Origin of the sequence: Nocardia abscessus, from assembly GCF_015477775.1 — a bacterium.
In the GTDB taxonomy this organism is placed as follows: Bacteria; Actinomycetota; Actinomycetes; order Mycobacteriales; family Mycobacteriaceae; genus Nocardia; species Nocardia abscessus_A.
Genome location: NZ_JADLQO010000010.1, coordinates 159,795 through 172,641 on the forward strand (window position 1 = coordinate 159,795; position 12,847 = coordinate 172,641).

Annotated in this window: 13 protein-coding genes; 7 read left to right on the forward strand and 6 right to left on the reverse strand. The window is 68.2% G+C overall.

All coding sequences use genetic code 11. The features are described 5' to 3' along the window. Positions 1 to 29 precede the first annotated feature (29 nt). Entirely contained in the window at positions 30 to 1,082 is a 1,053-nt protein-coding gene (locus tag IU450_RS24355; protein WP_324197799.1) for an LLM class flavin-dependent oxidoreductase, read from the forward strand. On the opposite strand, the gene IU450_RS24360 is transcribed toward IU450_RS24355, so the two are convergent. Both IU450_RS24360 and IU450_RS24365 read right to left on the reverse strand, forming a co-directional pair. Then, entirely contained in the window at positions 1,083 to 2,147 is a 1,065-nt protein-coding gene (locus tag IU450_RS24360) for a fused (3R)-hydroxyacyl-ACP dehydratase subunits HadA/HadB (protein WP_195152061.1), read from the reverse strand. Between the two features lie 43 nt (positions 2,148 to 2,190). Continuing rightward, on the reverse strand, positions 2,191 to 2,781 hold the full coding sequence (locus tag IU450_RS24365; RefSeq protein WP_195152062.1) for a YdcF family protein: 591 nt from the start codon (positions 2,779 to 2,781) through the stop codon (positions 2,191 to 2,193). Between the two features lie 358 nt (positions 2,782 to 3,139). Here IU450_RS24365 and IU450_RS24370 point away from each other — a divergent pair, with 358 nt between their 5' ends. After that, positions 3,140 to 4,339 carry an esterase/lipase family protein gene (locus tag IU450_RS24370; RefSeq protein ID WP_195152063.1) on the forward strand — a complete coding sequence of 400 codons (1,200 nt, stop codon included), beginning with the start codon at positions 3,140 to 3,142 and terminating at the stop codon, positions 4,337 to 4,339. 163 nt (positions 4,340 to 4,502) lie between these two features. Further along, positions 4,503 to 4,736, forward strand: a complete 234-nt coding sequence (locus IU450_RS24375) for a hypothetical protein (protein ID WP_195152064.1) — start codon at positions 4,503 to 4,505, stop codon at positions 4,734 to 4,736. Between the two features lie 72 nt (positions 4,737 to 4,808). Here the strand turns inward: IU450_RS24375 and IU450_RS24380 are convergent, their stop codons facing one another. Continuing rightward, positions 4,809 to 5,351: a CGNR zinc finger domain-containing protein gene (locus tag IU450_RS24380; RefSeq protein WP_195152065.1), complete on the reverse strand. Its 543-nt coding sequence runs from the start codon at positions 5,349 to 5,351 to the stop codon at positions 4,809 to 4,811. A gap of 54 nt (positions 5,352 to 5,405) precedes the next feature. Here IU450_RS24380 and IU450_RS24385 point away from each other — a divergent pair, with 54 nt between their 5' ends. Continuing rightward, entirely contained in the window at positions 5,406 to 6,590 is a 1,185-nt protein-coding gene (locus IU450_RS24385) for an MFS transporter (RefSeq protein WP_195152066.1), read from the forward strand. 23 nt (positions 6,591 to 6,613) lie between these two features. On the opposite strand, the gene IU450_RS24390 is transcribed toward IU450_RS24385, so the two are convergent. From IU450_RS24390 to IU450_RS24400, 3 genes are read right to left on the reverse strand one after another with little or no spacing between them, the layout of a single operon-like run. Then, positions 6,614 to 7,750, reverse strand: a complete 1,137-nt coding sequence (locus IU450_RS24390) for an FAD-binding oxidoreductase (RefSeq protein ID WP_195152067.1) — start codon at positions 7,748 to 7,750, stop codon at positions 6,614 to 6,616. A 12-nt stretch (positions 7,751 to 7,762) separates the two neighbouring features. Beyond that, positions 7,763 to 9,250 (reverse strand): phytoene desaturase family protein, encoded by a 1,488-nt coding sequence (locus IU450_RS24395; RefSeq protein ID WP_195152068.1) that lies wholly within the window; start codon positions 9,248 to 9,250, stop codon positions 7,763 to 7,765. Next, positions 9,247 to 9,663, reverse strand: coding sequence for a nuclear transport factor 2 family protein (locus IU450_RS24400; RefSeq protein ID WP_195152069.1), 417 nt, complete (start codon positions 9,661 to 9,663; stop codon positions 9,247 to 9,249). Before IU450_RS24400 ends, IU450_RS24395 begins: the two co-directional genes overlap by 4 nt. Before the next feature lie 123 nt (positions 9,664 to 9,786). On the opposite strand from IU450_RS24400, the gene IU450_RS24405 reads away from it, so the two are divergent. The 3 genes from IU450_RS24405 (at position 9,787) to IU450_RS24415 (ending at position 12,357) form a co-directional block, all read left to right on the forward strand. Then, entirely contained in the window at positions 9,787 to 10,422 is a 636-nt protein-coding gene (locus IU450_RS24405) for a PadR family transcriptional regulator (protein WP_195152070.1), read from the forward strand. A 568-nt stretch (positions 10,423 to 10,990) separates the two neighbouring features. Further along, positions 10,991 to 11,623 (forward strand): glyoxalase, encoded by a 633-nt coding sequence (locus IU450_RS24410; RefSeq protein WP_195152071.1) that lies wholly within the window; start codon positions 10,991 to 10,993, stop codon positions 11,621 to 11,623. 119 nt (positions 11,624 to 11,742) lie between these two features. Beyond that, a complete protein-coding gene (locus IU450_RS24415) occupies positions 11,743 to 12,357 on the forward strand; it encodes a hypothetical protein (protein ID WP_324197800.1) in 615 nt (204 codons plus the stop codon). Positions 12,358 to 12,847 lie beyond the last annotated feature (490 nt).

The window sequence follows — 12,847 nt, forward strand, 5'->3', positions numbered from 1 at the left end:
CAGCGCGGCGCCGGTGCGTTGTAACCACCGTGTCCGCGCCGCTTTCCTCGATCCGGTTCTCCGTCCTCGACCGCTCGCGCGTCCGGCGCGGCGAGAGCCATCCCGCCGCGCTGCGGGAGACCGTCGAGTTCGCCCGGCTCGCCGAGGAGTGGGGCTATCACCGCTTCTGGGTCGCCGAGCATCACAGTGTGCCCGGTGTGGCGGGTTCGGCGCCGACGGTGCTCGCGGCCGCCGCCGCTGCCGCGACCTCGCGGATCCGGATCGGCACGGGCGGGGTGATGCTGCCCAATCACCAGCCGCTGGTGGTCGCCGAACAGTTCGGGGTGCTGGAATCGCTGTATCCGGGACGCATCGACATGGGCCTGGGCCGCTCGGTCGGATTCACCGATGGCGTGCGGCGCGCACTCGGGCACGACAAGCGCGACGCGGAAGACTTCGATGCCCAGCTCACCGAGTTGCTGGCCTACTTCGCCGAGGGCAGGCAGGGCGTGCACGCCTGGCCCGCCGAAGGGCTGCGGGTTCCGGCGTTCCTGTTGGCGACCGGCTCCGGCGCCGAACGCGCGGCCCGCTTCGGGTTGCCGCTGGTGATCGCCGCGGTGGGTGGCGAAGACCGCATGGTCGAGGCCATCGAGCGCTATCGGGCGCAGTTCCGCCCCTCCCTGCCGGGCGCCACGCCTTACGTGGTGGTCTCCGGATCGATCGTGATCGCCGACACCACCGAGCAGGCGCACCGGTTGCTGCTGCCGGAGGCGTGGGCGGCCGCCTACGCGCGCACCCGCGGCGAGTTCCCGCCCCTGATCCCGCCCTCGGAGATCGAGGCGCGCACCATGACCGCTCGGGAGCGCCGGATTTTCGACGAGGGACTGCACGGCAGCCTGTACGGCACCGAGGACGAGGTCGCCGAGCAACTGGAGCGGTTGGTCGGCCGGACCGGCGCCGACGAGATCCTCGTGCACACCAGCACCTACGATCGCCTCGCGCGGCTGGCGTCGCATCGCCGCCTGGCGCTGGTCGCCGGCCTTCTGCGCGGGTCGACCGGGGAGCGCGATCGAGCCGCCGCGCGGCCCGGTACGGCGGCCTGATCAGACAGCGGCCGTAACCGCCCGCGGGAAGAGCACTTCGGCGGCGGCGTAGCCGAACAGCTTGCGTCCGTCGGCGTGTGCGTCGACCGCGATGGTCGCCCGCCGCCTGCGCGGATCGGTCGAGGTGACCCGGCCGCGGAACTGGATCGTCCCGGCCCCCAACGGAGGGATGCGCAGGTGATGAGTATTGTGCGCGAACTGCGCGCGGAATCGGGTGACCGCCGTGGGGTCGCCGAGCCAGGAGGTCAGGAACGACGTGGCCAGGCCGAGTTTCAGCATGCCGGGCGCGACCACGGTCGGCAGGCCGCTGGCGAGCGCGACCCGCTCGTCGAACAGCACCGGATTCGATTCGCCGGTCACGCCTGCGTAGTTGACCAGGTCGCCGCGGGACAGCCGCATGGTGCGAACGGGCAGCTCGGTACCCACGGTGAGATCGGCGAAGTCGACGACCGGCCTCGGAGACCGGCGGGTGGGCGTCGGCGAGAGATAGTCGGCGGCAGCCGGGACGACGGCGCTGCCCCGGGCTCGTCGCGGGGCGGCGGGGACTTGATCGTCCATGGCGACTTTGCGCACGGCGTCGGCCAATCCGGGATCGCGACCGCCGACGCGGGCGAGCAGCGCGCTGGAACCGGTCTGTACCACGGTGCCGTGCTGGTCGATGAGCACGCTCTTGATCGCGAGGACGTCGTAGTCGCCGAAGTGCCGGAACGATTCGAAATAGATGTCACAGGTGAGGCGATCGCCGGCCACCAACGGCCTGCCGAAGTCGAAAACCTGGTCCGCGTGCAGAATTCGGGTCGGATCGTAGCCGGTGATCAGCGTGTCCAGAATTTCGCGGTGCACCCGGGTGAGGATGATCGAGCTGAATGTGACGGGCGCGATCAGCCCGGGAAAACCGAGTTCGGCGGCAGCGGACTCGCTTCGATGCGCCGGATGGGAATCCTGGACGGCGCGGGCGAATTCGCGGATCTTTTCTCGTTCCACCTCGTATCGAAAAGTGGAACGGTAACGGTGGTCGACCAGCGACCTCGCCTGATCGGCCGGACTCAGCGCGGTCTCGTTCATGGTTGCTCCTGTATTGCGAAACGGTGGATTGCGGCGGCTCTCGTCAGGCGAGCGGGCCGAACCGCCAGATCTGCGCGGGCACCTGCTCGGGCGTCACCGTGCCGACGACCTCCACCCCGGCGTCGTGAAAGGTGCCCACCGCACGGTCGATGTGGTCGGCTGAGGTGATCACCACGGCGTCGCGTGCGCCGATGGCGCGCATGATCGTGGCCGAGCGCGCGGCGTTCTGCGCGGTCGTGTCGGCCTCCGGTTCGAGATGGATCCGGGCGGCGGGCATGCCGCGGGCGATCAGCCAGTCGGCCATGGCCCGCGCCTCGGTGACTCCGTTGCGGGCGTTGCCGCCGGTCACGATGATCGGCGAGATGGGCGCCAGCAGGGCCTGCACGTATCCGGCGTGCAGACGGTCGATCAGTTCCGGACGCATGCCGCCGTCGGGCAGCAGGCCGTAACCGAGCACGACGATGGCGGTCACGGGTCCGTGCACCGTCGGCGGCGGCGATGGCGCCGGGAGGACGGCGGTTGCGTCGGCGGAGCCCGTGCCTTCCGCCGACGCGTGCGGGAGGTGGGTCAGCGCGGCGGCGACCGCGAGCGCGCCCAGCAAGGTGCGGGCGAGGGGAACCAGGGTGGCGGACACGAGATCTCCAAGCGGTTAGCCATCGGATGGCCACCGATGGCTGGGGTGAAGCGTCCATCCATGATGCGGCCGCAGGCCGTTGCGAAACCGTAACCGCTTGGTGATCTGGATAATTCACCGTTTCCGCGCGGCCGACTTGTGCTGTCGGACCTGTCCGCCGAATTGCGTGAATTGCCTTTTCCGCCCCCTTTGTGTCGTATCCCTAGTCGCGACAAACGCATTCGTGAGGTCTCCAGATCCAGCGGTTCCGCGTAGGCGGCCCGGTTTTCCGGTTCTAGCGTTGGCGCAGCTTCGGTGCCGTCGACCAGCGAGAACGGCGCCGTTCGTCGAACACTGTGGTTCTGCAGGAAGGCAACTGATGAAACGAAGTACCTATGGGCGCTCGTCCCTGGCGGCGGTGCTGCTGAGCGTGTCGGTGCTCGCCGTCGGCGCGACCGGCGCGAACGCGGCGCCGGAGGCACAGCCGAGCGAGCAGCAGTTGGCCGATTACATCGCGGCGGGCCGCAAGGTGGCGCCCGTGGCGGATTCGGGCAGCGCGGGCACCGGCTCGGCGTGCACCTCGGGCAGTGGCGCGGGCTCGGGCAACGGATCCGGTGACTGCTACGGCGGGTCGGGCAGCAGCTCGGGCTCGGCAGGCGGCTACGCCAGCGACACCGTGGGTTACGGCCCGCCGATGACCTCGTGGCTGGCCGCGTTCGGTTACGGGTTGACCCATCCCGACGTCGCGCCGCCAGGCGCCAACGACTGGAATTGCAAGCCGACCGCCGAGCATCCGCGCCCGGTGGTTCTGGTGCACGGCACCTGGATGAACGCCTACAACGGCTTCGCCTACATGGGCCAGCCCATCAAAGACGCCGGCTTCTGCACGTACACCTTCAACTACGGCCGGTCGAACCTGCTGGAGGGCGGCGGACTCGGCTCGGTACTGCCCGGCGTGATGGGCACCGGGTACATCCAGGACTCGGCCAAGCAGCTGGCCACCTTCGTCGACCGGGTGCTGGCCGCGACCGGGGCGCCGGAGGTGGACATCGTCGCGCATTCGCAGGGCGGGTCGATGTCGAACTGGTACACCAAGTTCGAGGGCGGCGCGGCCAAGGTGAAGAACCTGGTCACCTACGGCGCCACCCATCACGGCACCAGCCTGATCGGCATCGGTGCGCTGGGCCGGGCGATCAACAACTTCGGTATCGACATCCTCGGTTTCATCGAGATCTTCGTCGGGCACGCCGGTATCCAGCAGACCATCGGCTCGGATTTCGTCAACAAGCTCAACGAGAACGGCGACACCGTTTCCGGCGTCGACTACACCGTCGTCGGCACCCGCTACGACGAGATCACCAATCCCTACGATCTGACCTTCCTGAAGCCCGCGCCCGGCGTGACGGTGCAGAACATCACCCTGCAGGACGGATGCGAGCAGGACGTGTCCGACCACCTCACGATGATGTACTCGCCACGGGCGCTGTCCATCGCGCTGCGTGCGCTCGACCCCGCCGGTCACCCGAATCTGGAATGCACCTTCAACCCGTGGTTGCTCGGCGGCGGAGGCTCGCTGTGATTTTCGAATAGACGATCTCCGGATAGACCTGCTTCCGTCGAGCAGCGTGGCAAGTGCCCTTACTCCCACGCTCGCTCGACGGAAGCGCCGCCCGCCACGCGTTTCTGCCCGCCGGACGGAATCCCTCAACCCGCCTCCGTCCCGGCGCGCACGTCCCCGGCGCGTGGCGGTGTGCCCACCGAGCGGACCCTCGCACCCGCCGCTCGGTGGGCATCGGCGTGTTTCGGACGACCCGGCCCCCGGCATCGATGCCGAGCGGCTGCGGCTACTGCTGTGGGTGGTGTGCACCGCCGCCGGTGGCGTGCACGAGGAGTGGGACGAGTACGACCGGATGATGGCCGCCGAGCGTCGTGCCGTTGTGCTGGTCGTGCCGGATCGCGTCTACGGCAACGGTTGACATTCATCCCTCGTGAGTCCCCGGGGTGATCGACACCCTCCTGCACCTCGGCAGCCTGGCGCACGGTCGTGATCAGTTGCCGCGCTGACGTTTCCGATACGCCCGTACCTTCGCGATGCTGCCGCAGGCGCGGCCGTCGGATGTCTCGGCGTACATCGAGCACCAGGTCCGGCTGCGATTGCGGCTGTGGTCGTAGAAGACGTTGCGGCAGTCGGGGCACGATTTGAGCCTGGCCCATTGCTGCCCGGCGAGCGCGGCGGCGACCATCGCGACGACGGCGGCCGCAGCGCTGCGATCGCCGGGCCGGTACCGCAGTGGTTGCGCTTCGTCGCCGACGGTCACGTCCACCGGATGCCGTTCGAACCATTCGCGCAGCTCGGCCGGGGCGGGGCGGCCGAGTGCCGCGCGGAGGTCGGTGCGCAGGGCCGACAGTTCGTCCGCGTCGTGCGGGTGCGGTCGCGGAATGTCGGGCAGGGCGGTGCGCCAGTCGGTAGCCCGTCTGATCAGCGCTGGCAGATCGTCGGCCGGTGTACGGGTCTCGTGCGGCAACCGCCAGGTGTTCAGGAAGGTCCGGACCTGTTCCAGGGCTCCGGGTGCGCTGCTCGTCCCCGACATGTTTACCAGTGTAACTGTTGACCGGTAAGGACGATGTGCTTACCGTCTAATTCTATGACTGGTAACAGTTTGTTCGAGCCGTCCGTGCGCGCGCGGCGGGCGGGCCCTGTGCCGTTGCGACGCGCCCGGGCCGCGGTGGCGGTGTTGTTCGCGCTCGGTGGGTTCGTCTTCGCGGGCTGGGCGGTGCGTATTCCCGCGGTGGCGCAGCGTCTGCACGCCGCGCCCGGCGAACTCGGTCTGGCGCTGCTGGCCATGTCGGTCGCGGCGATCGCGACGATGTCGGCCGGCGGCGTGATCTGCCGCCGCTGGGGTGGCGCGCGGGTGGCGGCCGTCGCGGCCGGGATGCTGTCGGCGACGGTCGTGCTGCCGCCACTGGCGACATCCGTGCCGCAGCTCGCGGTGGCGCTGACCGTCTTCGGTGTGGCCTTCGGAGCGCTCGACGTCGCCGTCAACACGGTGGCCGTCGACCTGGTGACCGCGCTGGATCGCCCACTGCTGCCCGCGCTGCACGCGGCGAACAGCCTGGGCAGTCTGGCCGGCGCGGGTGCCGGTGGCGTGCTGGCCGCACATCTGTCACCGGCCGAGCACCTGCTGTGGGTGGCCCCGTTCGGTGTGGTGGCGGCCGTGGTGGCCGGGCGGACGTTTCACGCTGACCCCGTTCCCCGGGCACCGCTGTCGTCGTCCACGGCGGCCGTGGATCGTTCCACTTGGATCGTCGTGATGTTCGGTCTCGTCGGGTTGTGCGCCGCCTTCGCTCAAGGCGGTCTGGACAATTGGGTGCCGCTGCATCTGCGCGCGGATCTGGGAGTGAGCGACGGGCTGGCGGCGGCTGGGTATGGAACGGTCCAGGGCGCCATGGCGCTGGGCCGGTTGGCCGGCGCTGCCTTCGTCGCCACGGCCGGTGCGGGAGCCGTCTTGCGGATCGGTGGCGTAACGGCCTGTATCGGAACCACTCTCGCCGCCCTCACGCCCTGGCCGTGGCTCGCGCTCATGGGTCTCGGCTTCGCCGGGCTAGGGCTGGCCAACCTCTTTCCGCTGGCTGTCGCAGCCGCGGGGGCGCGCGGCGGTGCAAGCGGCGTAGCGGTGGCGACGACGCTCGGCTACGGAGGGATCCTGCTGGCCCCGCCGGCGATCGGCTTCGCCGCCGAGACCGGCGGCTTGCCGCGAGCGCTGTTGCTCGTCCCGCTTCTCGTCGCCGTCGCCACCGCGGTCGGCCACGCGCTCCGGCGTCAGCTATAGGATCCGATACTCGAATCCGGCGGTCACAGGTCGATCTCCACATCGCTGATCGGGTAGGCCACACAGGAGTGCGTGTAGCCGAACTTCTCATCGGACAGCCGGAGCTTGGCCTCGGCGGCGGTGTGCACCTCGCCCTTGACGATCCGGACCCGGCACAGGCTGCATTCGCCGGAGCGGCAGGCGGTCTCGGGGCGAATGCCGTTGTCCTCCAGAGCATCCAGCAGCGGACGGTTCCGTAGGGTGCGGAACGAGGTGCCGCCCACGGTGACGGTGACCTCGTCGTCTGGGTCGGCACCGGTGGGCCAGTGCGGTTGGGCGGTGGGGTCGCTCGGCGCTCCGTTGGCTTCGAAGCGGATTCGCTTGCGCGGCTGGCCGAGCGCGGTGAGCTGCCGGAGGGCGTGCGGGTAGAGGGCTTGGGGTCCGCACACGTAGACCGTTCGGCCTGCCAGGTTGCCTACGAGGGCTTCGATGGTGGCGGCGGTGAGCAGACCGGTGTTTGCGGCCCAGTCGGCGTCGGGCTCGGCGATGACGTGGTCGACGGTGATGCCCGGGTGCCGGACGGCGAGTTCGTCCAGCTCGGCGCGGAAGATCACGTCCGTGGCGTGGCGGGAGCCGTAGACGAGATGGAAAGTGCGGTCGTGTCCGCGGTCGACGATGTCGCGGATCATGCTCATCGCCGGGGCGACGCCGGAGCCGCCGGCCAGGAACACCACGTCGTCGCCGTGGAAGAGCGGGTTGTGGTGGAAGGTGCCCATCGGCCCGGTGGTGGTGAGGACCTGACCGACGCGCAGGGTGTCGACGAGCAGATTGCTGATGCGTCCGCCTGGGACGCGGCGGATGGTGAGGTCGTAATGGTCGAGCAGGGCGGGTGTGGAGGAGATGGCGTAGGGGCGGCTGGTGCCGTCGACGAAGACGTTGACGTATTGACCGGCGAGGAACGGTGGTAGCTCGACTCGGTCGGAGCTCTCCAGCCGGAAGGTCTTGGTGGACACCGTCTCGTCGATGATCTCGGCGACGACGAGCCGAAGCCGCTTGGGATGGTAGGTGTCGACCGTGTCACGTGTCTCGGCGCCGTAGTCGCGGGTGTCGGGGATGCGCGCATCGATTTCGGCGAGGATCTGTGCCGCGCCGTCGAATCGTTGCGCGAGGGGGTGTTTCATCGTCTGCTCCGTTCAGGCGGCTTTGGTGCGCAGCAGGCGGCGCGCGACGCGGGCGCCTGCTTCGAGCGTGGGCTGGAATCCGCCGAGGCCCACCCAGGAACCGGCCAGATACAGTCCGGGGACATGGGTTTCCCGTTCGCTGTTGCGGAACAGCCAGCCCTCGGTCGCGTCCTGGTCGTAGCCGTAGATGGCGCCACCCGGGTGGCCGAGGTAGCGCATCATCGTCAACGGCGTGGCCACGTCGACCTCTTCGATGGCGTCACGGATGCCGGGCGTGATGGTCTCGCACAGGTCGAGCAGGGTTTCGGCGTAGGCGAACTTGGTGCGCGCGTACTCCGCGGGGGCCACATTGCGCCAGATATCGGCGTGCTGCAGGGTCATCAGGCTGACGTGCGTGGCGCCTGCCGGGGCGAAACCGATGGGCGCGACATCGTAGGAGCTCACGCAGATCCCACGCGCGGGCTCGAAAGACCGCCAGGCGTCGTAGGTGCGGTCATCATCGGTGTCGACGTTCACGAAGGTGGTGCTGGTGGTGAACCCGAGCTCGGCAGGCGTGGCGTCCAATCCCATGTGCAGGACGAACCCGGAGACGCCGATACGCCTGGTGGCCAGGTCGGCGCGGACCGCGGACGGCACGGCGAGACCCTCGAGCATGCCGTATGTGACGGGCAAGGAAGCATTCGACACCACATCAGGTGCGGTCACCTCCGAACCGTCCTCGAGCCGCACACCCAGCACCCGGCCGTTCGCCGTGAGAATGGCCTCGACCCCGGTGTTGAACCGCACCTCGCCGCCCGCGCGGCGGAAGGCGTCGAGGATGGCGGCGGACATGGCCTGCGAGCCGCCGCGCACATGCCAGGGCTTGAATTCGAAGTAGGCGAACAACGTCAGCGCCAGGTCCTGAAACCGCAGCTTCGACGGCGGCTGGCCGAGATAGGTCCAGTACATGCCGAGCGCGACCTTGATGCGGTCGTCGTCGAAGTATTCGTCGAGCACGTCTTTCAGTGGTCGCAGACCGTAGGTGAACAACACGGGATCGATCTGCGCGACCGGCATGCCGCGCATGGCGGCGATCTGCCAGAACGTCACCTGCTCGACCAGTTCGAAGAACTTCGCCGTCCGGTCGCGGTTGCCGGGGAACGCGGCGTCGACGGCGTCGATCGCGGCCTCCCAGTCGGCGGGCAGCGTGAGGTCCAGCAGCCCGGGAACCACCGCACGGTAGAGGTCGTGCTCCTGCACGAATTCCAGCTCGTCGGCGACGCCCAACTGCTGGAACAGCCCCTCCCGCAACGAAATCGGCTGGCCTTCGACACCGACTCCGGACAGTTGGTGCAGAGCCACCTCGAATTCGAAGCGGCCCCGGCGGAACGAGGTCGCACAGCCGCCAGGGACGTTGTGCCGCTCCAGCAGCAGCGTCCGGGCACCGGCACGCTGCAGGGTGGCCGCGGCCGTCAGCCCGGCGTTGCCCGCGCCGATGACGATGACGTCGAAGTCGCTCATGCTCCGGTCGCCTCGCGCTCGAGCTGAGCGGTGGCTTCGGACTCGATGCGTCCGAACTGCTCGCCCATGCGGGCGGCCAGCGCTTGCGCGGCCGACAGCGGGCGCACCATGACCATGAAGTCATCGATCTTGCCGTGCTCGTCGAAGTGCAGGAAATCGCACCCCGTCAGCTGCTTGCCGTCGACGGTGGCCTCGAAGACGAAAGCGTGATCGCGGCCGCCCGCATCCGCGATCTCACGCACGTATCGGAAGTCTTCGAAGACCCGGATCACCGCGCGCAGGATGGCCGCGGTGATCGCCTTGCCCGGGTACGGCTTGAACGCCACCGGGCTGGTGAACACCACATCGTCGGCGAGCAGCGCCTCGATGGCCGCTTCGTCACGTGCTTCGACCGCTTCACGAAAGGGATGCATGTCGCACCTTTCATAGTCAATTTTATGAGTATATTGTTGGAACATTAGCGACGTCGACGCGAGGAGTCTAGAGATGGTCAGGACAAAAAATTGATTACTCATCTCCTGTGTTAACCTGGGGCGATGGCGCTACGTAACGCGGTGCTCGCCGCGCTTCTGGAGGGCGAGGCGTCCGGATACGACCTGGCCAAAAGCTTCGACGCCTCCGTCGCGAACTTCTGGATGGCCACGCCGCAGCAGCTGTACAAGGAACTCGACCGGATGGCGGCCGATGGACTCATCGAGACCCGGGTCGTCCAGCAGGAACGCCGCCCCAACAAGCGTCTGCACGCCATCACCGCCGTGGGCCGGGCGGCGCTGCACGCATTCGTCGCCGAGCCCGCCAAACCCACGGCCATCCGCGACGAGATGATGGTCAAGGTGCAGGGCATGGACGGCGAGGACGCGCCCACCGTCCGCGCCGCCGTCGCGGAGCGAATGGAATGGTCCAAGACGAAGCTGGCGCGCTACGAACGCCTGCGGTCGCGGTTGCTGGACGGGCGCAGTGAACAGGCGTACCTGGCCGAGGTCGAACGGATCGGCCCGTATCTCACCCTGCTGCGCGGAATCTCGTTCGAGCAGGAGAACATTCGCTGGAGCGCGTTCGCCCTCTCCGTCATCGACCGGCGCATCGCGGCGCGGACCGAGCAGCGTCATCCCGAGACCGACTCGCGCTCGTCCCGAGCGTCCGCCGATTCGAATTCGATTACCTCTGCCTGAATCGTCACGAACAGCGGCAGGTCGCGATACGGATGACTGCGGCTATGCGTATACGTATACTGCATTTATGTTGGACCCCCTGAGTCTCGCAGTCGGCGCCGGCATCCTCGGTGTCGGCTGGATATGTGGCCGATTCGGGCATCGGCGGCGAGTTCGGCCGGGGGCGAAACTTCCCGCGCGCTGCGGCTGCGGTCACGACTTGGCGCTGCACGACCGTGCGACAGGTAAGTGCCACGCCGAGATCTCCCGTAAAGGCACTCACGGTCTGCGAGAGTGGGTCGGCTGCAACTGCCGTCGCTACACCGGCCCGACCCCGCTGGAGGAAGTGTTCGCCTCGCCCCTTCTCCCGCCGGAGTCGTGAACGGACGGAAGATGACGCACGGGCGGCCGTCGGCAGGTCGCGTCCGACAGGTGGCGCGCGGGTCGGAACCCACTGATATATCCCCGCCCGTATATCCCCGCCCGTCCGACGAACCCGCCACGGCCGCGTCTCCGCTTCGAGACGGTTCGCCACACCGGTCAGGAATCGAGAAGCGCCGCGCACCGAGTGGCGCATAGCGTTACTGCCATGAACATCACCACTGACCAGCCCACTATCGAGTCCGTCATCCTCGAGGTGTCCGACCCCGCGGCCGCCGAGGCCTTCTACACCGCCGCGTTCGGGCTCGGCGGCAAGGTGCGCGTGCGCGCCTCCGAGGCGCCGACGACCGGGTTCCGCGGTTTCATCCTCTCGCTCGTGGTGTCTCAGCCGAGCACCGTCGACAGCCTCGTCGGCACCGCCGTCGACGCAGGCGCGACGACGCTGAAGCCGGCCAAGAAAAGCTTCTGGGGCTACGGCGGCGTCGTCCAGGCTCCCGACGGCGCGATCTGGAAGATCGCGACGTCGGCGAAGAAGGACACCGGCCCGGCCACCCGGGATATCGATGACTTCGTGGTGCTGCTCGGCGTCGACAATGTCAAGGCGACCAAGCAGTTCTATGTCGACCGTGGCCTGAGCGTGGCGAAGAGCTTCGGCAGCAAGTACGTCGAGTTCGACGCCCCGTCCTCCGCGGTCAAGCTGGCGCTCTACGGCCGCCGTGCCGCCGCCAAGGATGCCGGTGTCTCCCCGGAGGGAAGCGGGTCGCATCGGATCGTCATCGGCGGGGATATCGGGTCCTTCGCCGACCCGGACGGGTTCGCATGGGAGGCCGCCTCGGCCTGAGTCGGTGGCGAGGTCGTGGGCCGAGCGGAGTTGGGTAGGCGGGCAGCGGGTCGTTCGGTCTGGCCCTACACTCGACGCACACGCACGCTTTCGACGGAGGTGATCGGCGGTTGAACCCCATGGATCCGCGCGACCAGCACACCGCACGTTATGAATCCGGTTATCAGCCGGGGAATTACCGTGATCCCGGGTACAGCCAAGATCATGGGTACCGCCAAGATCACGGATACGGCCAGGCCCCCGGATACGGTCAGGATCCCGGCGCGTATCAGCAGTCCGAATATCCGGACCGGCAGTCTCGGCCGCAGCAGGGGCCGGACGTCAACATCGGCATGTTCGCAGGCGGTGTGATCGCGACGGCGGTGGTCACCGCGCTGGCGGCCTGGCTGTGCGCTTGGATCATCGAGATCATCGCCCACCGGGTGACCGAGAGCGGCAGCTTCGGGGTGTGGAATCCGATGGCCCAGGACGCGTATTGGTTCGCGGTCGTGGCCTTCATCTGCGCGCTGCTGGCCGGAGTGCTCTGGTATCTGCTGCGTCTGGGCACCCCCTCACCGGAACTGTTCTTCAGCTGGATCGTGGGAATCCTCACCGCCGCGGCGGTGATCATCCCACTGGCACTGTCCAGCGACCTCTGGGTGGGTATCACCACCGGGATCGAACACTTGGTGATCGGGCTCCCGATCTTCAGCTTGGTGCGCATGGTGGGTGCCAAGAGCATCGTGCAGCAGTAGCAAACGGCCGAGCGGGCTGGAACCGCGCAAGCGTGCGCACGACCACGAATCGGCTGAGATCAGTGGTCCGGCACTCACGCGCGAGCCAGCCTGTGGCGGGGTGCAAGGCGTTGCTCATCTCGCTTCCCAGCGGAACCACCTCACGCCGTGGTGATCTGTCGATAAGTCCATCGGCCGACTTGCCGTCGGCGACGCTTGGGTGTGCTACTGCCCACCCCGCCATCGGTCGTACCGATCCCGCAATTGGATGGTGCGCGCGATCGAAGGGTGACTCGGGGTCGCTGAGGACGACGGCACCCGCCGCTTCGTCAGCAGGCTGCCACGCAGCGACTCTCCTCTGGTGACCGGTGAAACCGGGAGGGTCGGCGATGAGCTGCCGGAACGCCGCAGAGGCGGCACAGTCGCTGTCGTACCGGTGCACGCTGACTGCTTCTGTGATCGACGTCACTCCAGAAAGTGCGCGAATTTCCGGCGGCGCTGTCGAGAACTT

Coding starts and splice junctions, on each gene's coding strand:
- IU450_RS24360 (WP_195152061.1), bottom strand. CDS start 2,147: ATGAACGAGACCGCGCTGAGTCCGGCCGATCAGGCGAGGTCGCTGGTC.
- IU450_RS24370 (WP_195152063.1), top strand. CDS start 3,140: ATGAAACGAAGTACCTATGGGCGCTCGTCCCTGGCGGCGGTGCTGCTG.
- IU450_RS24380 (WP_195152065.1), bottom strand. CDS start 5,351: ATGTCGGGGACGAGCAGCGCACCCGGAGCCCTGGAACAGGTCCGGACC.
- IU450_RS24385 (WP_195152066.1), top strand. CDS start 5,406: ATGACTGGTAACAGTTTGTTCGAGCCGTCCGTGCGCGCGCGGCGGGCG.
- IU450_RS24390 (WP_195152067.1), bottom strand. CDS start 7,750: ATGAAACACCCCCTCGCGCAACGATTCGACGGCGCGGCACAGATCCTC.
- IU450_RS24395 (WP_195152068.1), bottom strand. CDS start 9,250: ATGAGCGACTTCGACGTCATCGTCATCGGCGCGGGCAACGCCGGGCTG.
- IU450_RS24400 (WP_195152069.1), bottom strand. CDS start 9,663: ATGCATCCCTTTCGTGAAGCGGTCGAAGCACGTGACGAAGCGGCCATC.
- IU450_RS24405 (WP_195152070.1), top strand. CDS start 9,787: ATGGCGCTACGTAACGCGGTGCTCGCCGCGCTTCTGGAGGGCGAGGCG.
- IU450_RS24410 (WP_195152071.1), top strand. CDS start 10,991: ATGAACATCACCACTGACCAGCCCACTATCGAGTCCGTCATCCTCGAG.
- IU450_RS24415 (WP_324197800.1), top strand. CDS start 11,743: ATGGATCCGCGCGACCAGCACACCGCACGTTATGAATCCGGTTATCAG.